This window comes from Pseudomonas sp. SAR267, assembly GCF_052077595.1.
Classification (GTDB): domain Bacteria; phylum Pseudomonadota; class Gammaproteobacteria; order Pseudomonadales; family Pseudomonadaceae; genus Aquipseudomonas; species Aquipseudomonas vlassakiae.
Genome location: NZ_JBQIHU010000001.1, coordinates 4,063,745 through 4,083,509 on the forward strand (window position 1 = coordinate 4,063,745; position 19,765 = coordinate 4,083,509).

Annotated in this window: 14 protein-coding genes; 6 read left to right on the plus strand and 8 right to left on the minus strand. The window is 62.9% G+C overall.

Translation table 11 applies throughout. The annotated features are described in order from the left end of the window. Positions 1–61 precede the first annotated feature (61 nt). Positions 62–2,617 carry a sulfite reductase flavoprotein subunit alpha gene (locus tag ACTORR_RS19115; RefSeq protein ID WP_313364676.1) on the minus strand — a complete coding sequence of 852 codons (2,556 nt, stop codon included), beginning with the start codon at positions 2,615–2,617 and terminating at the stop codon, positions 62–64. Between the two features lie 106 nt (positions 2,618–2,723). Then, positions 2,724–5,033, minus strand: coding sequence for a TonB-dependent receptor (locus ACTORR_RS19120; RefSeq protein ID WP_313364675.1), 2,310 nt, complete (start codon positions 5,031–5,033; stop codon positions 2,724–2,726). Positions 5,034–5,252: 219 nt separating this feature from the next. Here ACTORR_RS19120 and ACTORR_RS19125 point away from each other — a divergent pair, with 219 nt between their 5' ends. Next, on the plus strand, positions 5,253–5,933 hold the full coding sequence (locus tag ACTORR_RS19125; RefSeq protein ID WP_054887579.1) for a Fe2+-dependent dioxygenase: 681 nt from the start codon (positions 5,253–5,255) through the stop codon (positions 5,931–5,933). Between the two features lie 3 nt (positions 5,934–5,936). Then, positions 5,937–6,686, plus strand: coding sequence for a tetratricopeptide repeat protein (locus ACTORR_RS19130; RefSeq protein WP_099814293.1), 750 nt, complete (start codon positions 5,937–5,939; stop codon positions 6,684–6,686). Positions 6,687–6,761: 75 nt separating this feature from the next. On the opposite strand, the gene ACTORR_RS19135 is transcribed toward ACTORR_RS19130, so the two are convergent. Then, on the minus strand, positions 6,762–7,925 hold the full coding sequence (locus ACTORR_RS19135; protein ID WP_054887581.1) for a type III PLP-dependent enzyme: 1,164 nt from the start codon (positions 7,923–7,925) through the stop codon (positions 6,762–6,764). A gap of 506 nt (positions 7,926–8,431) precedes the next feature. Between ACTORR_RS19135 and ACTORR_RS19140 the strand changes: the two genes are divergently transcribed. From ACTORR_RS19140 to ACTORR_RS19150, 3 genes are all read left to right on the plus strand, one after another. Then, positions 8,432–8,920, plus strand: coding sequence for an RNA polymerase sigma factor (locus tag ACTORR_RS19140; RefSeq protein ID WP_054887582.1), 489 nt, complete (start codon positions 8,432–8,434; stop codon positions 8,918–8,920). Between the two features lie 17 nt (positions 8,921–8,937). Continuing rightward, a complete protein-coding gene (locus ACTORR_RS19145) occupies positions 8,938–9,900 on the plus strand; it encodes a FecR family protein (RefSeq protein ID WP_313364674.1) in 963 nt (320 codons plus the stop codon). A 107-nt stretch (positions 9,901–10,007) separates the two neighbouring features. Continuing rightward, positions 10,008–12,437, plus strand: coding sequence for a TonB-dependent siderophore receptor (locus ACTORR_RS19150; protein ID WP_313364673.1), 2,430 nt, complete (start codon positions 10,008–10,010; stop codon positions 12,435–12,437). Positions 12,438–12,558: 121 nt separating this feature from the next. On the opposite strand, the gene ACTORR_RS19155 is transcribed toward ACTORR_RS19150, so the two are convergent. From ACTORR_RS19155 to ACTORR_RS19170, 4 genes are read right to left on the minus strand one after another with little or no spacing between them, the layout of a single operon-like run. Beyond that, positions 12,559–13,716, minus strand: a complete 1,158-nt coding sequence (locus tag ACTORR_RS19155) for an osmoprotectant ABC transporter ATP-binding protein OsmV (protein WP_441343764.1) — start codon at positions 13,714–13,716, stop codon at positions 12,559–12,561. Beyond that, a complete protein-coding gene (locus ACTORR_RS19160; RefSeq protein WP_313365839.1) occupies positions 13,713–14,366 on the minus strand; it encodes an ABC transporter permease in 654 nt (217 codons plus the stop codon). Before ACTORR_RS19160 ends, ACTORR_RS19155 begins: the two co-directional genes overlap by 4 nt. After that, positions 14,363–15,277 carry a glycine betaine ABC transporter substrate-binding protein gene (locus ACTORR_RS19165; RefSeq protein WP_054887587.1) on the minus strand — a complete coding sequence of 305 codons (915 nt, stop codon included), beginning with the start codon at positions 15,275–15,277 and terminating at the stop codon, positions 14,363–14,365. The genes ACTORR_RS19160 and ACTORR_RS19165 overlap by 4 nt, the downstream gene beginning before the upstream one ends. A 13-nt stretch (positions 15,278–15,290) precedes the next feature. Continuing rightward, positions 15,291–16,004, minus strand: coding sequence for an ABC transporter permease (locus ACTORR_RS19170; RefSeq protein WP_313365840.1), 714 nt, complete (start codon positions 16,002–16,004; stop codon positions 15,291–15,293). 962 nt (positions 16,005–16,966) lie between these two features. Here ACTORR_RS19170 and ACTORR_RS19175 point away from each other — a divergent pair. Next, complete coding sequence (locus ACTORR_RS19175) at positions 16,967–18,550, plus strand: peptide chain release factor 3 (protein WP_054886973.1); 1,584 nt, start codon at positions 16,967–16,969, stop codon at positions 18,548–18,550. 112 nt (positions 18,551–18,662) lie between these two features. On the opposite strand, the gene ACTORR_RS19180 is transcribed toward ACTORR_RS19175, so the two are convergent. Beyond that, the gene (locus ACTORR_RS19180; RefSeq protein ID WP_313365453.1) at positions 18,663–19,742 is read right to left on the minus strand and encodes a polyamine ABC transporter substrate-binding protein; all 1,080 of its coding nucleotides are present in this window, start codon (positions 19,740–19,742) and stop codon (positions 18,663–18,665) included. Positions 19,743–19,765 lie beyond the last annotated feature (23 nt).

Genomic DNA, 19,765 nt, shown 5'->3' on the forward strand with positions numbered 1-19,765 from the left:
GGGGCCGCTTTGCGGCCCTTTCGCGACACAAGGCCGCTCCCACACAGATCAGTGCTGCTGTTTAGTACACATCCCGCCGATACCGCCCATCCTCGATCAGCTGCTGAACAGCCGCTTCCCCCAGCAAACCGTTGAGCGCCGCATCAACCCCGGCAGCCATGCCTTGCAGGCTACCGCAGACATACACGCAGGCCCCGTCAGCCACCCAGCGCTTGAATTCCTCGGCGTGCTGCAGCAACACATCCTGCACATACACTTTCTCGGCCTGATCCCGCGAAAACACCAAGTCCAGCCGCGCCAGGTCGCCACTCTCGACCCAGCCCTGCAGCTCTGCGCCACACAGCAGGTCGTGTGCCCGGTTGCGCTCGCCGAACAGCAGCCAGTTGCGTTGCTCGCCAGCATTGATCCGCGCGCGCATCAGGCTGCGCAGGCCGGCCAGGCCGGTGCCGTTGCCGATCAGGATCATCGGTGCTGGCATCTCGGGTAGATGGAAGCCACTGTTGCGGCGCAGGCGCAGGCTCAAGCTGCCGCCCAGCGGCAAGTACTCGGTCAGCCAGCCGGAGCCCAGGCCGAGGTTGCCCTCGGCATGGCGCTCCTGGCGCACGATCAGCTCCAGCACGCCATCGCTGGCGATCGACGCGATCGAGTACTCGCGGCTACCGATCGGCACCAGCGCATCGACCAGTGCCTGCGGATGCAGGCCAAGCAGGTGATCGCGACGGCTCGGTAGCTGACGGCCAGCCAATGCCTGGCTCAAGGTCTGCTGCAGGCCCTCGACCTGTACGCTGGCCATGGCGTCCAATGCCATGCCGTGAAGGAACGCGTCGATCCGTGGCTGGCCATTGAGCGGCAGGATCTCCACCAGGTCACCGGCTTCCCAGCGGGCGGGCTCTTCAGGTTGCAAGCCCAGCAGGTAGACCGGCTGGCCTTGGCTGCCCGGGTTGAGCAGATCGCGCTGCACCAGGGTCCAGTTGCCGAAGCTTGGCGGTTGCCAGGCGCTTACCGGTTGAGCACCGGTCAGTTGCGCCAGTTCCTGCTGCCACTGTTGCAGTGCGGCCTGGTCGGCGTTGTCCACTTCGACCGGGCTGAATGCGCTGCTGGCACCGCGCTCGCCAAGCCACGCCTGCAGGCGCCGGGCGAAGCCACAGAAGTGCGGATACTGGCGGTCGCCAAGGGCGAGCAGGGCATAGCTGAGATTGTTCAGTGCCCACGGCTGGCCGAGGATCTTGCGTTCGAAACCACGGGCACTGTCGGGCGCCTCGCCATCACCGAAGGTACTGACCACGAACAGCGCACGGCGGGACTGACGCAGGTCTTCTTCGCGCAGGTCGCCAAGGGCTCGAACCTGAACCGGCAAACCTGCTGCCTGCAACTGCCCGGCACTTTGCCAGGCCAGTTGCTCGGCGAAGCCGCTCTGGCTGGCGAAGCCGATCAGCCAGCTGTCGCCGCTGGCCTGGTTGCCATCGACGATGCTGCGGGCGGCGCGCACCTGGCGCTTCTTGCGGCGGCGGTCGAGGTACAGCAGCCAGCCGGTGACGAAGAACAGCGGCATGGTCAGGCTGGCCAGGGTGACGATGATGCGACCCGGCAGGCCGAAGTATTCACCAACGTGCAAGGCGTAGACGCTCTGCAGCAGCTGGGCCTTGAATGACTTGTCGCTGTAGCGGTCGTGGCTTTTCACCTGGCCAGTGGCCGGGTCGAGCACCAGGGTGTTGAACGCGCGCGGGTGGGCGGCGCCTTCGAGCAGGTAGAACAGGTTGGCCGGCTGGCCACCTGCCGGCGGCAGGCGCAGGTTGTACATGGCCAGGCCTGGGCCGGCGGCGTCCTTCAGGTTGGCCCAGATGGCGTCGTAGTCGACCACCAGTGGCGGCGCGTTCTTGTCGACCTTGGGCTGCCCATGGCGGCCACGGCCTTCGCCACGCTTTTGTTGCTGCCCGGCAGCGGGTTGGTCAGCCAGCAGTTTGTTCAGGCCAGAGCGGTACCATTCGTAGGACCAGAACAGCCCGGTCAACGCGAACAGCAGGTAGAACAGCAGGCACCAGGTACCGGCCACGGCGTGCAGGTCCCAATTGAAGGCACGGCCTTTCTTGGCCCAATCGAGGGCCAGCCAGGTGCGCCAGTTCAGCGCCTTGCGCGGCCAGCGCAGGTACAGGCCGGACAGGCAGAAGAACACCAGCATCAGGGTACAGGCCCCGGTAATCTGCCGGCCAGTGTCGCCCATGGCGAGGAAGCGGTGCAGGGTCAGCATCAGGTTGAAGAAGCCTTGCCCGGCCGCATCACCCTTGAGTTCGCCGGTATACGGGTCGGCATAGCGCAGCGCGCCGCGGCGCTCGCCCGGTGGCGGGGTGAAGAACACCCGCGCGGCGTTGCCTTCGCGCACGTCGACCGACAGCATCGACACCTTGTCGCCTTGCTCGGCCTCGACGCGGCGCACCAGTTCGCCCATTGGCAGCACGCCTTCGGCGCGTACCTCGACCTTGAGCACATCGGCGTTGAAGGTGCGCAACAGCTCCTCCTGGAACGAGTACAGCGCACCGGTGATGCCCATCAATGCCAGCACCAGCCCGGCGGTGATGCCAAACAACCAGTGCAGTTGGAACAGCGTTTTCTTCACCACATCCATCACCTTGTGTTGTTTGATGCCGCGGACCGCAGCGCGGGCATTATGCCTTGATACGCAAAAGCCCCGCTCACAGGTATGAACGGGGCTCGGCGGTGTTTCGTCAGAAGTGGACGCTGGTGGTCAACAGTGCAGTCCGCCCGGCCGCCTGGTTGGCGAAGTGGGTGGAGAAGGCCTTGTCGTAGTACACCTTGTCCGTCAGGTTCTGCACGTTCAGCTGCAGGTCGACGTTCTTGGTCAACTTGTAAGCGGCCATGGCGTCGTAGCGGACATAGCTGTCGACCATGGTGGTGTTGGCCACGCTGCCGTACACGTCATCCACATAGAACGCACCGCCACCGACGGTCAGCTTCGGCGTGATGGAATAAGTTGTCCACAGGCTGGCGCTGTTGTTCGGCGTGTTCGGCAGCTGGTTGCCGTCGTTGGCCGCGCCCAGCGGGCCGCCGTCGATCTGGCGCGCTTCCATGTAGGTGTAGCCGGCGAACACTTGCCACTTGTCGGTGATCTTGCCGCTGGCGGACAGCTCGATACCCTGCACGCGGGTTTCGCCAACGTTTTCGTAGGTGGTGGTGTTCACCTGCACGCGCGCGTTTTCTTTCTCGGTACGGAACAGTGCCGCAGCCAGGGACAGGCGCTCGTTGAACAGGTCCCACTTGGTACCGATTTCGTAGTTGGTGGTTTCTTCCGGCTCCATGTCGCTGGAGAGCAGGTTGCCGCTGCGGTCGGTGGTGTTGCCCAGCGGGTTGCCTTCCATGCCTTCGCCGAGGTAGGCGCCTGGCGGGGTGGCCGAGGTAGCGTAGGACACGTAGATGCTGCCGTTGTCGGCCGGCTTCCACACCAGGCCCAGCTGGCCGGTGACGAACTCACTGGTGTCCTTGCCCTTGGAGACGATGCCCTTGGAACTTACCGCAGTACTGCCGTCGGCGTTGTAGCCACGGTACTGGGTGTCGAAGTGGTCGTAGCGCAGGCCCATGTTCAGCAGCCACTGTGGCGACAGTTCGAGGGTATCGAACACGTAGATGGCCCTGGTGTTGCTCTTGGTGTTGGTACCGGCGTAGTTGCGCGAGATTGCACCGTTCCACGGATCATCCGGGTTCGGATTGCTCAGCGAAGTACAGTTGTAGCCGCTGGTAGCACCGATCATGCCCGGGGTGCAATTGGTGTTTGCGGCGCCACCTGGGATGGTGTCAGTGTCGACGTTGTAGGTTTCACGCTCGCTTTCTTCACGGCTCAGCTCGATACCGGTGGAGAAGCTGTTCTTCAGGCCACCCAGGTAGAACTCACCGAACAGGTCGGTCTGGTTGGTGGTCGTGGAGGTGTTGCCAACACGGGTATTGGCGCGTCGCCAGACGCTGCCGTTGTTGACGTTGCCCTTGCTGTCGTCGGGCTGGGTCAGGATGTAGTCCTGCATGCTGTTGCCGTGACGGAAGGTGTTCTTGATGGTCAGCGCATCGGTCAGGTCGTGCTCGATGGAGAAGGTGGCGATGTCGACACGGGTCTTGCGGAAGTCGCGGTCGGTCAGGCCGTAGAAATTGTCGCTGTCGCCACCGTCGTTCGGCTTGCTCGGGTGAGCCGAGGTACGCGCGGCGCTGCCAGCGGTCGGGATGCTGTACGGAATACCCGAGTCCGGCAGGTCGTCGCTTTCCAGGTGGTAGTAATCGAGGTTGACGCGGGTCGCGGTGCCCAGGCCGAAGGCCAGCGACGGGGCGATACCCCAGCGGTCGTAATTGACCTTGTCACGGCCGGCGACGTTGCTTTCGTGGGTCATCAGGTTCAGGCGGCCGGCAACGGTATCGCTGAACTGGTAGTTGCCATCGAAGGTGTAGCGCTGGGTCTGGTCGCTGCCCCAGGTCCAGGCGCCGTCGAGCGAGTTGCCCAAGTGTGCGCGCTTGCTCACCAGGTTGATGGTGCCGCCGGCAGCGCCGCGGCCGCCAACGGCCGAGTTCGGGCCCTTGGCCACTTCGACCGATTCGATGGCAAAGATTTCGCGGGTCTGGGCGCCGGTGTCACGCACGCCGTCCAGGTAGGTGTCACCCTGGGCGTCGAAGCCGCGGATGAACGGCCGGTCGCCTTGCGGGTTGCCGCCTTCGCCGGCACCGAAGGTGATGCCGGGCACGGTGCGCAGGGCGTCCTGCAAGGTCAGGGCGTTGGTGTCCTTGATCACTTGCTGCGGGATCACGGTGACCGAGCGCGGGGTGTCTACCAGCGGGGCGGTGTACTTCTGCGAGGAGGCCTTTTCCACCTTGTAATCGGTGCTGGCTGGCTCAGCCTTGCCATCGACGCTGGTGGCGTCGAGGGTGATGGCGGTGCTGGCGGCCGGATCGGCGGCATAGGCGCCGCAAGCGCTGAAGGCGACACCGATGGCTGTGACGATCAGGCGTGGTGAACTCACTGCAGATGGTACGTGACGCATTGTTGTAGGCCTTCCCCAAGGTGTGAAGGCCGCGGATGTTAATGTAAGGGATTGTAAGGCACAATTGAGACTCGTTACCATTCGCTATAAATTTACAATCTTTACATATTCTCTTTACGATTTATGGACACTGAATCGTCTAAGGCACAGTCAGGCCTTGTGCTGCGTAAAAGGGAATCAATATCATTGAGCCTTTACAGATCTTGACGGTGCTGCCGCATGCTGCTTCATATCCCAGGGTTGTTCGACGCCGATGAACTGGCCCGTATCCGCGAGGCACTGGCGCAAACCGACTGGGCCGATGGCAAGGTCACGGCCGGTTACCAGTCGGCTAAAGCCAAGCACAACCTGCAACTGCCGGAAGGGCACCCGCTGGCCAAGGAAATCGGCAGCGCCCTGATCGACCGCTTGTGGCAGACCCCGCGTTTCATGTCGGCGGCCTTGCCGCACAAGGTGTTTCCGCCGCTGATCAACTGCTACCGCGAAGGCGGCAACTTCGGGTTCCACATCGACAACGCCCTGCGCCAGCCCAAGGGCAGCCCGGAACGGGTGCGCACCGATCTGTCCTCGACCTTGTTCCTCAGCGAACCGGACAGCTACGACGGCGGTGAACTGGTGATACAGGACACCTATGGCGTGCAGCAGGTGAAGCTGGCGGCCGGCGACCTTGTGCTGTACCCGGGCACCAGCTTGCACAAGGTCAACCCGGTAACCCGTGGCGTGCGCTACGCGGCGTTCTTCTGGACCCAGAGCCTGGTGCGCGAGGACAGCCAGCGGGCGTTGCTGTTCGAGATGGACAATGCCATCCAGCAACTGACCGCCGATGTGCCGGACCACCCGTCCTTGCTGCAACTGACCGGCACCTACCACAACCTGCTGCGCCGCTGGGCCGAGGTCTGAGCCGTGTCCTATCAGCTGCGTCGTGAAGAAGTGGTGGATGCTGCCGGCCTGCAGGCCATGCTCGAACACAGCCCCGGCAAGGCGGCCCAGGCAATCCTGGCGGCAGCGGGGGAGGGCATGGTCGAGGCGCAGTTGCTGCTCGGGCAGATTCTGCTCGACGGGCGTGGCATCGAGCAGGATGCCGGTGTTGCCCGGCGCTGGTTCGGCATTGCCGCGCAGGGCGGCAGCGCCATGGCGCACAACATGCTCGGTCGTTGCCTGGAGCATGGCTGGGGTGGCGAGGTGGACCTGGCACAGTCGGCCATTCACTATGCACGGGCGGCCGATGCCGGGCTGGATTGGGGGCTGTACAACCTGGGCAACCTGCTGGCCACCGGGCGTGGCCTGCCGGCCAACCAGGCCCAGGCGCTGACCTGTTACGAAAAGGCGGCGCAGATGGGCCATGCCAAGTCGATGAACCTGTATGGGCGTTACCTGGAGCATGGTATCGCCACGGCGCCGAGCCCGGTGCGGGCGGTGCGCTGGTATCGGCGTTCGGCCGAGGCGGGGGATTTTCGCGGGATGTTCAGCCTGGCGATGGTGCTGATCGAGCGAGGTGAGCTGGCCGAGGCCGGGACCTGGCTGGAGCGGGCGCGAGTCGAGGGGAATGAGAACTTCCTGCGCAGTGCCCTGGTGACCTTGCAGGGGGCGGGACCCATGTTGATGGCCTTTGCCGGGAGCTATGCCGAAGAGCTGCAGCGGCGCCAGGCCTGATTTCGCCTGTACCGGCCTCTTCGCGGGCACAGGACAGCACAAAATGAAAACGGGGCCTTTCGGCCCCGTTCTGCATTACAGGTAGTAAGCCTTCAGCGGCGGGAAGCCGTTGAATTCCACTGCGCTGTAGCTGGTGGTGTAGGCACCCGTCGACAGCCAGTACAGACGGTCACCAATGGCCAGGTTCAGCGGCAGGCCGTACTTGTAGTTCTCGTACATGATGTCGGCGCTGTCGCAGGTCGGACCAGCGATGACCACTTCTTCGGCTTCGCCTTTCTTTTCGGTCCAGATCGGGAACTTGATGGCTTCGTCCATGGTTTCGATCAGGCCGGAGAACTTGCCCACGTCGGTATAGATCCAGCGCTCGACGGCGGTGCGCGACTTGCGAGCGACCAGCACCACTTCGCTGACCAGGATACCGGCGTTGGCGATCAGCGAACGGCCTGGCTCGAGGATGATCTCTGGCAGGTCGTCACCGAAGTCTTCCTTCAGGAAGCGGATGATCTCTTCGGCGTAGGTCTCGAGGCTGTTGGTACGGGTGATGTAGTTGGCCGGGAAGCCGCCACCCATGTTGATCAGCTTCAGCTCGATGCCGTCTTCTTCTTTCAGGCGCTCGAAGATGACCTTGACCTTGGCAATGGCCGCGTCCCACACGCTGATGTCGCGCTGTTGCGAACCGACGTGGAAGGAGATGCCGTAAGGCACCAGGCCCAGGTCACGGGCAAGGATCAGCAGGTCCATGGCCATGTCGGTCTGGCAGCCGAATTTGCGCGACAGTGGCCAGTCGGCCGTGGTCGAGCCCTCGGTGAGGATACGCACGTACACTTTCGAGCCCGGTGCGGCCTTGGCGATGTTGCGCAGGTCGGCTTCCGAGTCGGTGGCGTACAGGCGCACGCCCTTCTCGTAGAAGTAGCGGATGTCCTTGGATTTTTTGATGGTGTTGCCGTAGCTGATGCGGTCGGCGCTGACACCACGGCCCATGACCTTGTCCAGCTCGTAGATCGAGGCGATGTCGAAGCTCGAACCTTTCTCCTTGAGCAGGTCGATGATCTCGACGGCCGGGTTGGCCTTGACCGCGTAGTACACCTTGGCGAATTCGAAACCAGCACGCAGGTCGTCATAGGCCTGGCTGATCATCTGGGTGTCGATGAGTACGAACGGGGTTTCCTGCTTGTCGGCGAACGCCTTCATTTTCTGGAAGGTGTCACGCGCGAAATAGTCTTCGACCTGGATCGACATGCTCAGGGACTCCATGGGCAAACTGAATGATTAAGTGGCTGCAAACTGAACGTCCTCCGTATCCCCACTTTGGTTCGCCTACTCAGTACTTGAGCCGGATGGATCGTTTCCAGCATGGACGTTCGGCGCGCACTTTAGGGCGTGAAGAATGCAGAATCAACAGGCAATCCGGGGGCGATCGTCGTGGAACGGCGCCCTACCCGATGAATAACCGACTCGCATGACCACCTGATGTTCCCCTGGGTGTTTCAAGCGTAAAAAATTGTGGAATGGAGCGTTTTGACCCCTGTGCAGGCAAGCCCCTTTTTACAGGCATCAAGCGATTCCTGTGGGAGCGGGCGTGCCCGCGAAAAGGCCTCAGGTGTTCATATTTATGGCCACATTTTCCTGGCACTGCCGTACATGAAAAACACGATAAATTTTTTGTTACCGTCGGGCAGATTTGCCGTTATGGATGAGAAACATTACTATTCGCACCCTTATCCGCCTCCCTGACGACCCCGACCGTGTCCGGACACAAAGGCTTCCTCGACCACTACCATGAGCTGATCGGCACCTGGACGCGCAAATTGCGCAGTCGTCAGCAGGCCGAGGACCTCACCCACGATGCCTTTGTCCGGGTACTGGAAAACCCGCGCGAACAGGTCGGGCAGCCCCGTGCCTACCTGCACCAGACCGCCCGCAACATCGCCGTGGATGGTTTCCGTCGCGAAGACCGGCGCCAGAGCCTGGCGCTGGAGGCCTTCGATGAAGGCGTGGCTACCAGCGACGATCCGGAAGCCTACGTCCATGCCCTGGAACTGGCCGACAGCGTCGAGCGGGCGTTGGCCGAGTTGCCGCTGAACTGCCGCCGGGTGTTCATCTGGCAGAAGCTCGAAGGCCTGAGCCAGGCCGAGATTGCCGAGCGCATGGGTTTGACCAAGAACATGGTCGAAAAGTATATGATTCGCACGCTCCGACATCTGCGTGAGCACCTGGATGTGTCAGCACGATGAGTCAGGAGACCTTTCCCATGAAACAGCACGGTTCCGAGACCGTCCGTGAGCAGGCGGCCGCATGGTTCGTGCGCATGCAGGACGCGCCGCGCGACGCCGCGCTGCACAAGCAGCTACGTGCCTGGCTGGCCGCCGACCCCAGCCACCGTGCCGAGTACGGTGCCCTGGCCACGGTCTGGAGCGCGGCGCAGCTGATCCCGCGCCAGCGCCTCGAAGCGCTGTGCGAGCCGGACCCGGTACGCCAGCTGCCAGAGCGGCGCTTGTTGCGCCAGGCGCTGGCGGCGAGTGTGGCGGTGGTAGCGTTGGGGCTGGGCTGGACGGGCTGGCACTACCAGCAGCTCAATCACCAGGATCAGCTGCAGACGGCCTTTGGCGAGCGCCGCCAGGTCGAGTTGCCCGATGGTTCGCACCTCGAACTCAACGGCGCCACCCAGCTGCGCGTCGATTTCAGCCCAGGCCGTCGGCACATCCAGTTGAACGCAGGCGAGGCGATGTTCATCGTCGCCCACGACAGCAGCCGCCCGTTCGTGGTCGACACCGCCCAGGGCAGCGTGACCGTGACCGGCACCCGCTTCGATGTGCGCCTGGACCCGGCCGCTACCCGGGTGGCGGTCGAGCAGGGCTCGGTGCGTGTGCAGGGCAGCGATGCCTCGCTGGCGCAACTGAGTGCTGGCCAAGGTTCCCACATCGACACGCACGGCAAGGTCGCCGCTCCTTATGCAGTCAACGCCAGCGCACTGACCGCCTGGCGCCAGGGCAAGCTGGTGTTCGACAACGCTACCCTCGCCGAGGTCGTGGCCGAAGTATCGCGCTACCGTGCCCAACCGCTGCGCGTGGCACCTGGCAAGGTCGCCCAGTTGCGCCTCTCCAGCACCTTCAGCACCGATGACACGGACGCGCTGCTGCGCGCCTTGCCGAGCATCCTGCCGGTGGCGGTCAAGGCCCATGAAGACGGCTCTCGCGAAATAATCGCGAAATAGATTCAGGTTTTTTTCCGCTCGTTCGTCTTCCCCGCCAGCTGCAACTGCCAAGCATTTACATTCGCACGCGGTTGGCGTTTATTCCTTCTTCAGGATGTTTCGACGACGTGAACAACAACAAACCGTTTCCACGCCTGAGCGCTCTGGCGCTGGCCTTGGCGGTCAGCGCCGTGACCGTGAACGTTCAGGCCGAACAGGCCGAGCGCACAATCCAGATCCAGGCGCAGCCGTTGGCCTCGGCGCTGAGCCAGTTGGGCCAGCAGACTGACCTGCAGCTGTTCTTCAGCCCCGAACTGGTAGCCGGCAAGCAGGCCCCGGCGGTGTCCGGCAACCTGGCGCCCGAGCAGGCCCTGCAGCAACTGCTGCAGGGTAGCGGCCTGACCTACGAGAAGTCCGAAGACACGGTAGTGGTGAAACCGGCTCTGGCTGCCGGCACGCTCACCACCGGCAGCCTGGAGCTGGCGCCTACCGATGTGAAGGTGGTCGGTGACTGGCTGGGTGATGCCGACCAGGCCGTGGTGCAGAACCACCCTGGCGCCCGTACCGTGGTTCGCCGCGAGGCGATGGAAGAGAAGGGCGCGATGAACGTGCGTGACGTGCTGCGCGGCATCCCGGGGGTGCAGGTGCAGGACAGCAACGGCACCGGTGGCAGTGACCTTTCGCTGAACGTGGGTGTGCGTGGCCTGACCTCGCGCCTGTCGCCGCGCTCGACCGTACTGATCGACGGCATTCCGGCAGCCTTTGCGCCCTATGGCCAGCCGCAGCTGTCGATGGCACCGATCTCCTCGGGCAACCTCGACAGCATCGACGTGGTACGCGGTGCGGGTTCTGTTCGTTATGGCCCGCAGAACGTCGGTGGGGTGATCAACTTCGTGACCCGGGCGATTCCCGAAAAGGCCTCGGCTGAACTGTCCACCACGTTGGAAACCTCTCAGCATGGCGGTTGGAAGCACACCGAGTCGGCGTTCGTTGGCGGCACCGCCGACAATGGCATGGGTGTGGCTTTGCTCTATACCGGTGTGAACGGCAACGGCTATCGGGAAAGCAACAACGGCAACGACATCGACGACGTCATCCTCAAGACCCACTGGGCACCGACCGACGTCGACGAGTTCTGGCTCAACTTCCACTACTACGATGGCCGTGCCGACATGCCCGGTGGTCTGACCCAGGCCCAGTACGACAGCAACCCGTATCAGTCGCTGCGCGACTACGATTACTTCGCCGGCCGGCGCAAGGACGTGTCGTTCAAGTGGCAGCGCCAGCTCGACGATGCCACCCAGTTCGAAGTGCTGACCTACTACACCGACAGCTTCCGTGGCAGCGCCATCGCCGCTCGTGACATGAAGACCCTGTCGTCTTACCCGCGCAACTACCACACCTTCGCCATCGAGCCACGGGTGTCGCGGATCTTCTTCGCCGGCCCTACCACCCAGGAAGTCAGTGTCGGCTATCGCTACCTTAAAGAAGCCATGCGCGAGCAGTCGACCCGCCTGGCGCTGATCGACAATGTGCCGACGCCCACGCCGACCTCCGACGGTCACGTGTTCCAGGACCGCAGCGGTGGCACCGAAGCCAGTGCCTACTATATCGATGACAAGATCGATGTCGGCAACTGGACCATTACCCCTGGCATCCGCTTCGAGCACATCAATACCGACTGGCGCGACCGCCCGGTGCTCGGTGCCAACGGCCAGCCGGTAGCGGAAAGGAACCGCAGCATCACCAGCAACGAGCCATTGCCGGCGCTGAGCGTGATGTACCACATCTCCGATGCGTGGAAAGTGTTCGCCAACTACGAGACCTCGTTCGGCAGCCTGCAGTACTTCCAGCTGGGCCAGGGCGGCACCGGCAACAGCACGGCCAACGGCCTGGAGCCGGAAAAAGCCAAGACCTACGAGTTGGGGACCCGTTATGACAACGGCGGCTTCGCCGGTGAGCTGACTGCGTTCTACATCGACTTCGACGACGAACTGCAGTACATCAGCAACGACGTGGGATGGACCAACCTTGGGGCGACCAAGCACCAGGGTATCGAGGCGTCGGTGCGCTATGACCTGGCCGGGTTGGACCCGCGTCTGGAGGGCCTGTCGGTGAGCGGTGGCTACACCTATACCCGCGCGACCTATGAAGGGGATATTCCCGGTTTCAAGGGCCGTGACCTGCCGTTCTATTCACGTCAGGTGGCCACTGCCGGGGTGCGCTATGCGATCAACCGCTGGACCTGGAATCTGGATGCCTACGCCCAGTCCAAGCAGCGTGCGCCGGGGACCGGGATCAATGCCGATGGCAGCTTCAACGGCGACTACATCACCGAGCCGAGTGCCGATGGGCAGTATGGTGATATTCCGGGGTATGTGACCTGGCATGCCCGTGGTGGATACGCGTTCGGGCCGCAGATGTCCAACCTGAAGCTGGCGGCGGGGGTGAAGAACCTGTTCGACAAGCAGTACTTCACCCGCTCCAGTGACAACAATGCCGGCATCTATGTGGGTGAGCCGCGGACCTTCTATGTGCAGGCCAGTGTAGGGTTCTGAGCCAAGATCGCCGGGGCCGCTATGCGGCCCTTTCGCGACACAAGGCCGCTCCTACAGAGGAACGCGATTTCCTGTAGGAGCGGCCTTGTGTCGCGAAAGGGGCGCCAAGCGCCCCCAGCGATTACGAAGCCACCGCCTCGGCCGGCGAAACAATGCTGGTCTTCGCCCCACGCGAGCGCCCCGAGCTCAGGTAAGCCGCAATCGACTCCTGCGTCACCTCACCCAGGAACACCTGCTCGGCATCCAGCACCGGCAACCACGCCCGGTTAAATTCGTACATCCGCGACAACAGGATGCGCAGGTGCTCGTCATGCGACGCCGTGGCATTGAACGGCCGCAGGAAGTCGCCACAGGTGCCTTGCTGGCGGTGCATGTCACGCCGGCACACATACCCCAGCGCCTTGTTCTGCCCGTCGGTCACCACCACGTAGCGGCGGTCGTGTTCATCGAGCAGCTCCAGCGCATCGCTCACCGGCGTCTGCGGGCTTACCGAAGGCGCGTTGTCCGCTGCATCCTCGGCACGTACCAGCAACAGGCGCTTGAGCGTGCTGTCCTGGCCGACGAAGTTGCTCACGAAGTCATCCACCGGGTGCGCCAGCAAGGTATCCGGATGGTCCAGCTGCAGCAGCTTGCCAGCGCGGAAGATGGCGATCTTGTCACCCAGCTTGATCGCCTCGTCGATGTCATGGCTGACCATGATCACGGTCTTGTTCAGCGCCCGCTGCATCTCGAAGAACTCGTTCTGGATCATCTCGCGGTTGATCGGGTCGACCGCGCCGAACGGCTCGTCCATCAGCAGCACCGGCGCTTCTGCGGCCAGCGCCCGGATCACGCCGATGCGCTGCTGCTGGCCACCGGACAGCTCGCGGGGGTAGCGCTGCAGGTACTGCTTGGGTTCGAGCTTGATCATGTGCATCAGCTCGCGGGCGCGCTCGTGGCACTTCTGCTTGTCCCAGCCGAGCAGACGCGGGACCACGGTGATGTTCTCTTCGATGGTCATGTTGGGGAACAGGCCAATCTGCTGGATCACGTAGCCGATGTGCCGGCGCAGGGTGACTTCGTCCAGCGCGCTGGTGTCTTCGCCATTGATGAACACCTGGCCGGAAGTGGGCGTGATCAGGCGGTTGATCATCTTCAGCGTGGTGCTCTTGCCGCAGCCCGAAGGGCCGAGGAACACGCAGATTTCGCCTTCGTTGACGGTAAGGCTGACCGCGTCGACGGCTTTGACGTCCTTGCCGTTGACGGTGAAGGTTTTGCTGAGGTTCTTGAGTTCGATCATGAGCGCAGTCCTTCTGGAGTCAGGGCACGTTGCAGGGTTTGCAGGAGCAGGTCGGCGATGATCGCCAGCAGGCTGACCAAAACGGCACCGACCAGCAGCATCGACATGTCGCTGCGGCTGATGGAGGTGAGGATGAGCACGCCCAGGCCGCCAGCGCCGATGCTGGCGGCGATGGTCATGACGCCGATGTTCATCACCACGGCGGTGCGCACGCCGGCGAGAATCACCGGCACCGCGATCGGCAGCTCGACCATGCGCAGGCGCTGGCCGAAGGTCATGCCGATGCCCCGCGCTGCTTCACGGATGCCGGGCTCGACGTTGGTCAGCGCCAGGTAGGTGTTGCGCAGGATCGGTAGCAGCGAATAGAGGAACACCGCGGTGATCGCCGGCAGCGGCCCGAGGCCTTGGCCGAACTTCGAGTAGAACGGCAGCAGCAGGCCGAACAGGGCGATCGACGGGATGGTCAGCAGCACTGTGGCACTGGCCTGCAGCGGGCCGGCGACGGCCGGGAAGCGCGTCATCAGGATACCCAGCGGCACGCCGACGATGATCGCCAGGCCCACGGCGATGCCAACCAGCATGATGTGTTGCCAGGTCAGCTGCAGCACCTGGGCCCAATCGAGGTGGGCGAATGTGTCGAGCAGGCTCATGGCTGTACCTCGCTTTGCAGTGGGTGCTCACGCAGGAAGGCGGCGGCCACCGTGGTCGGGCTCTGATGCTCGACGTCGACCTTGGCATTGAGCTGGCGCATGGTTTCGTCATCCAGTCGCTCGGCCAGCGGCTTGAGCAGGCCGGCCAGTTTCGGGTTGGCGTCGAGCACCTGTTTGCGCACCACCGGGGCGGCGGTGTAGTCGGGGAAGTAGTGCTTGTCGTCTTCCAGCAGCTTGAGGTTGAACGCGCTCAGGCGGCCGTCGGTGGTGTACACGAGGCCCGCGAACACCTGGTTGTTGTGCATGGCGGTGTAGACCAGCCCGGCATCCATCTGGCGGATGTTGGCGCGGCCCACTTGCAAGTCGTACATCGCCTTGAGGCCGACCAGCCCGTCCGGACGGTTGGCGAACTCGGTGTCCAGCGCCACCAGGTGCTTGCGCTGGCTTTCGTCACGCAGCACCTGGTTGAGATCGCTGATCGTGTTGACCTGTGGATAAGCCTCGGCCACCTGCTTGGGCAAGCCCAGGGCGTAGGTGTTGCTGAACTTCGATGGGGTCAGCCAGATCAGGTCCTTCTTCGCGTCCAGTTCCTTGACCTTGGCGTAGGTGGCTTCGGCACTGGGCATGCGCTCGTCGATGTGGTTGTACGAGACCAGCGACACGCCGGTGTATTCCCACATTAGGTCGAGCTGGCCGGTTTCCTGGGCCTGGCGTGCGATGCTGCTGCCCAGGCCGGAGGTGACACGTACGTCGAAGCCATTGGCGCGCAGGTACTGCGCGGTAATTTCGGCAAGTACGGTCTGTTCGGTGAACACCCGCGCGCCGATGCGGATCAGTGGTTTTTCCGCTGCCTGGGCAAATCCTGCAAACAACAGGGCCGCGCCCAGCAGCAAGGCGATTCTCTTGGTCATGGGTTCCCTCGTGTTATCCAGCCAGGCCACGTTCCAGCCAGCGCTTGCTGGAGAAACTCACCGCAGCGTCCAGCACCAGCGCCAGCAAGGCGGTGCAGGCGGCACCGAGCAGCAGTTGTGGCTGGTTGTTCAGGGCGATGCCGGGAAAGATCAGGCTGCCCAGGCTGTTGGCGCCGATCAGGAACGCCAGCGGTGCGGTGCCGACGTTCAGCGCCAGGGCCACACGCACGCCACCGACGATGATCGGCACGGCGTTGGGCAGTTCCACCTGCCAGAGTTGTTGGCGTGGGGTCATGCCGATGCCGGTGGCGGCTTCCTTGAGCGAGGCGGGCACGTTTTTCAGGCCCTCGTAGGTGTTGCGCACGATAGGCAGGAGAGAGGCGAGGAACAGCGCGAAGATCGCAGGCCCGGCGCCGATGCCCAGGATACTCAGGGCGATGGCCAGAACGGCCAGGGGGGGGATGGTGTTGCCAACGTTGAAGAACTGCATGAAGCGCTCGGCTTTGTCGACCCGGTGCGGTCGACTCAGCGCAATGCCGGTAGGGATGCCCACGGCCAGCGCCGCCGCCATCGAAGCCAGCACCAGGACCAGGTGCGCTTGCAGGTAGAACCCAAGATCGTCGCGATAACGCGCGATCGTGTCGATACCGATCCAGTGGATCAGCAGGGCCAGGATGACGAGCACGGCGGCCCATCCCAACAGCCCTTTTCCGTAGCGTTTAGCCACAGGCGGACTCCTTGTGTTGTCGGCGAGCACACTTCTTTTATTGCCGACCTTGGTTGGCGGCGGTGGGTGTGTTCGCGAGTAGCAGCGTGAGGCAGCCGCAGGCTGCGATCAGGCCATGAGCCGAACCCCGTCGGGCCCGAAAAAGCTGATGACACTAGCCCCCCAACCGAAGCGGGTTGCAGGGGGATGGACGTCTCCGTGGCGGTAAAGGTTCCCATCTGAGGCGGCATTTGGCCAGCGTTAATCACTGGGGCTATGGATTTTTCACACGAAAAATAAGCGCAATTCTTACTTCAAGACGTTGAATTACCTGCTATCGCGATGTTTGTCGCAAGCTCAGGATTCGGAGAGAAATTTTTCACGTGAGGGAGTCAGGCATGGGGGCTGATGCGAATCAAATGGATGATGCCGTTCTCGTTGCGCTTCGAAGGCAACTGGGCATTGAGGAAGATTTGGTAGGCGAGGGACAGCTTGAAGACATGCCCATATCGAAGCTGCGCAGACACCTTGAGGTACTGGGGGCGAATCTAGAATTGGCAGTACGCTTTCCTGGGGGCATGAGGATCCCATTGTGGGATTCGGATGAGTCGAGTGATGGCATCTAAGTGCAGGGCGATGGATCTTCGTGGGTGTCGAGATCGAGCGCCGCCCGCGCGGCGCATCGCGAGCTGCGCTCGCTCCTACGTTTGTTTCCGGCCAGTACCGCCTGTGACGGACGCGCGCGACCGCCTTGTTTGTACCACGCGATATCGCGTCATGCGCCAAGGCGTCCGCGCGCAAATTCCACAGGAGACATTGGCCCGAAACAGACGTAGGAGCGAGCGTAGCTCGCGATGCGCCGCGCGGGCGGCGCTCGATCGCGAATGCAATGAAGGACCAGCGGCAAGCGCCAGGATTTTGGTCCCCGCCCAACTTCAGGTATGATATCGCCCCTTTTAAATCCCCCAGTCAGGCGATTTCCCATGACCAACCAGGCCGCCGAAGTCGCGAAGCGCCGCACTTTCGCAATCATTTCCCACCCCGACGCCGGTAAGACCACCATCACCGAGAAGCTGCTGCTGATGGGCAAGGCCATTGCCGTCGCCGGTACCGTGAAGTCGCGCAAGTCCGACCGCCACGCCACCTCCGACTGGATGGAAATGGAGAAACAGCGCGGCATCTCCATCACTACCTCGGTGATGCAGTTCCCGTACCGCGAGCACATGATCAACCTGCTCGACACCCCCGGCCACGAAGACTTCTCGGAAGACACCTACCGCACCCTGACCGCGGTGGACTCGGCGCTGATGGTGCTCGACGGCGGTAAAGGCGTAGAGCCGCGGACCATCGCCCTGATGGACGTCTGCCGCCTGCGCGACACGCCGATCGTCAGCTTCATCAACAAACTCGACCGTGACATCCGTGACCCGATCGAGCTGCTCGACGAGATCGAAGCCGTCCTGAAGATCAAGGCCGCGCCGATCACCTGGCCGATCGGTTGCTACCGCGACTTCAAGGGTGTGTATCACCTGACCGGCGACTACATCGTGGTCTACACCCCGGGCCATGGCCACGAGCGCACCGAAGCCAAGATCATCCAGAAGCTGGACTCCGACGAGGCCCGCGCACACCTGGGCGACCAGTACGACTCGTTCGTGGAACAACTGGAGCTGGTGCAGGGTGCCTGCCATGAATTCAACCAGGAAGAGTTCATCAACGGTCAGCTGACCCCGGTGTTCTTCGGTACCGCGCTGGGCAACTTCGGTGTCGACCACGTGCTCGACGCCGTCGTCGACTGGGCGCCGCGCCCGCTGGGTCGCGTGGCCCATGAGCGAACCGTCGAGCCTGTGGAAGAGAAATTCACCGGCTTCGTGTTCAAGATCCAGGCGAACATGGACCCGAAGCACCGCGACCGTATTGCCTTCATGCGCATCTGCTCGGGCAAGTACGAGAAGGGTATGAAGATGCGCCACGTGCGTATCAACAAGGACCTGCGTATCGGCGACGCGCTGACCTTCTTCTCCTCCGAGCGTGAGCAACTGGAAGAGGCCTATGCCGGCGACATCATCGGCCTGCACAACCACGGCACCATCCAGATCGGCGACACCTTCACCGAAGGCGAGGCGCTGGGCTTCACCGGTATCCCGCACTTCGCGCCGGAGCTGTTCCGCCGCGTGCGCCTGAAGGATCCGCTGAAATCCAAGCAGCTGCGCCAAGGCCTGCAGCAGTTGGCCGAAGAGGGCGCGACCCAGGTGTTCTTCCCTGAGCGCAGCAACGACATCATCCTTGGTGCGGTCGGTGTGCTGCAGTTCGACGTGGTCGCCAGCCGCCTGAAGGAAGAGTACAAGGTCGAGTGCGCCTACGAACCGATCACCGTCTGGTCGGCCCGCTGGATCGGCTGCGACGACAAGAAGAAGCTCGAGGAATTCCAGAACAAGGCCATGGAAAACCTGGCTATCGACGGTGGCGGTCACCTGACCTACCTGGCGCCGACCCGGGTCAACCTGGCGCTGATGGAAGAGCGCTGGCCGGACATCAAATTCCGCGCGACTCGCGAGCATCACTAAGTATTGAATTGGGGCTGCTTTGCAGCCCTTCGCGGGCACGCCCGCTCCCACAGGACTATGCGATTTCCTGTGGGAGCGGGCGCGCCCGCGAAGGGCCGTAAAGCGGCCCCATTCAGTTACCGGCCTTGATACTGGTCCAGATCCGGGTCCTGATGCGGTCGATCTTGGCCGGCATCGCCTCCAGGGCATACAGCTTGCCCATCACATCCTCGCTCGGGTAAATCATCGTATTACCCTTCATCGCCGGCTCCACCAGCCCGTCTGCCTTGAGGTTGCCGTTGGCGTACTGCACGTGGTTGCTGATGTTGGCCATCACCTCCGGCTGCAACAGGTAATTCATGTAGGCGTATCCGGCCTTCTCATCCGGTGCATCGGCGGGCATGGCCACCATGTCGAACCACATCGGCGCACCTTCCTTGGGGATCGAATACCCCACCTTCACCCCGTTCTTCGCCTCTTCGGCGCGGTTCTTCGCCTGCAGCACATCCCCCGAGAAACCCACCACCACGCAGATATCGCCATTGGCAAGGTCACCGGTGTACTTCGATGAGTGGAAGTAGCTGATGTACGGCCGCACCTGCATCAGCAGCGCCTTGGCCTTGTCGTAGTCGGCCGGGTTCTGGCTGTGGTGCGGCAGGCCCAGGTAGTGCAGGGCGATCGGCAGCAGTTCGGGGCCGTTGTCCAGCACTGCGACGCCACAGCTCTTCAGCTTGCTCATGTACTCGGGCTTGAAGATCAGGTCCCAGGAATCCACCGGCGCGTTGTCGCCGAGCACTGCCTTGACCTTGTCGATGTTGTAGCCGATGCCGGTGCTGCCCCACAGGTACGGGAAGCCGTACTGGTTACCCGGGTCGTTGACCTCCAGCGCCTTCATCAGCACCGGGTTGAGGTTGTGCCAGTTGGGCAGCTGCGACTTGTCCAGCGGCTTCAGGGCCTTGCCCTGGATCTGCCGGGCCATGAAGTGGTTGGACGGGAACACCACATCGTAGCCGGAGTTGCCGGTCATCAGCTTGCCGTCGAGGGTCTCGTTGCTGTCGTACACGTCGTAGGTCGGCACGATGCCGCTGGCTTGCTGGAAGTTTTTCAGCGTGTCGGGCGCGACGTAGCTGGACCAGTTGTAGATCTTCACCGTTTCGGCGGCGCTGGCCACGCTGGCGGCCAGCATCAGGGGGGCGAACAGGAACATGCGCATATCGGGATACCTTGCTTTGTCTG

Excerpts from the sequence above, each read along its gene's own strand:
- ACTORR_RS19120 (WP_313364675.1), bottom strand. The coding sequence starts at position 5,033 with ATGCGTCACGTACCATCTGCAGTGAGTTCACCACGCCTGATCGTCACA.
- ACTORR_RS19125 (WP_054887579.1), top strand. The coding sequence starts at position 5,253 with ATGCTGCTTCATATCCCAGGGTTGTTCGACGCCGATGAACTGGCCCGT.
- ACTORR_RS19135 (WP_054887581.1), bottom strand. The coding sequence starts at position 7,925 with ATGTCGATCCAGGTCGAAGACTATTTCGCGCGTGACACCTTCCAGAAA.
- ACTORR_RS19145 (WP_313364674.1), top strand. The coding sequence starts at position 8,938 with ATGAAACAGCACGGTTCCGAGACCGTCCGTGAGCAGGCGGCCGCATGG.
- ACTORR_RS19155 (WP_441343764.1), bottom strand. The coding sequence starts at position 13,716 with ATGATCGAACTCAAGAACCTCAGCAAAACCTTCACCGTCAACGGCAAG.
- ACTORR_RS19160 (WP_313365839.1), bottom strand. The coding sequence starts at position 14,366 with ATGAGCCTGCTCGACACATTCGCCCACCTCGATTGGGCCCAGGTGCTG.
- ACTORR_RS19165 (WP_054887587.1), bottom strand. The coding sequence starts at position 15,277 with ATGACCAAGAGAATCGCCTTGCTGCTGGGCGCGGCCCTGTTGTTTGCA.
- ACTORR_RS19175 (WP_054886973.1), top strand. The coding sequence starts at position 16,967 with ATGACCAACCAGGCCGCCGAAGTCGCGAAGCGCCGCACTTTCGCAATC.
- ACTORR_RS19180 (WP_313365453.1), bottom strand. The coding sequence starts at position 19,742 with ATGCGCATGTTCCTGTTCGCCCCCCTGATGCTGGCCGCCAGCGTGGCC.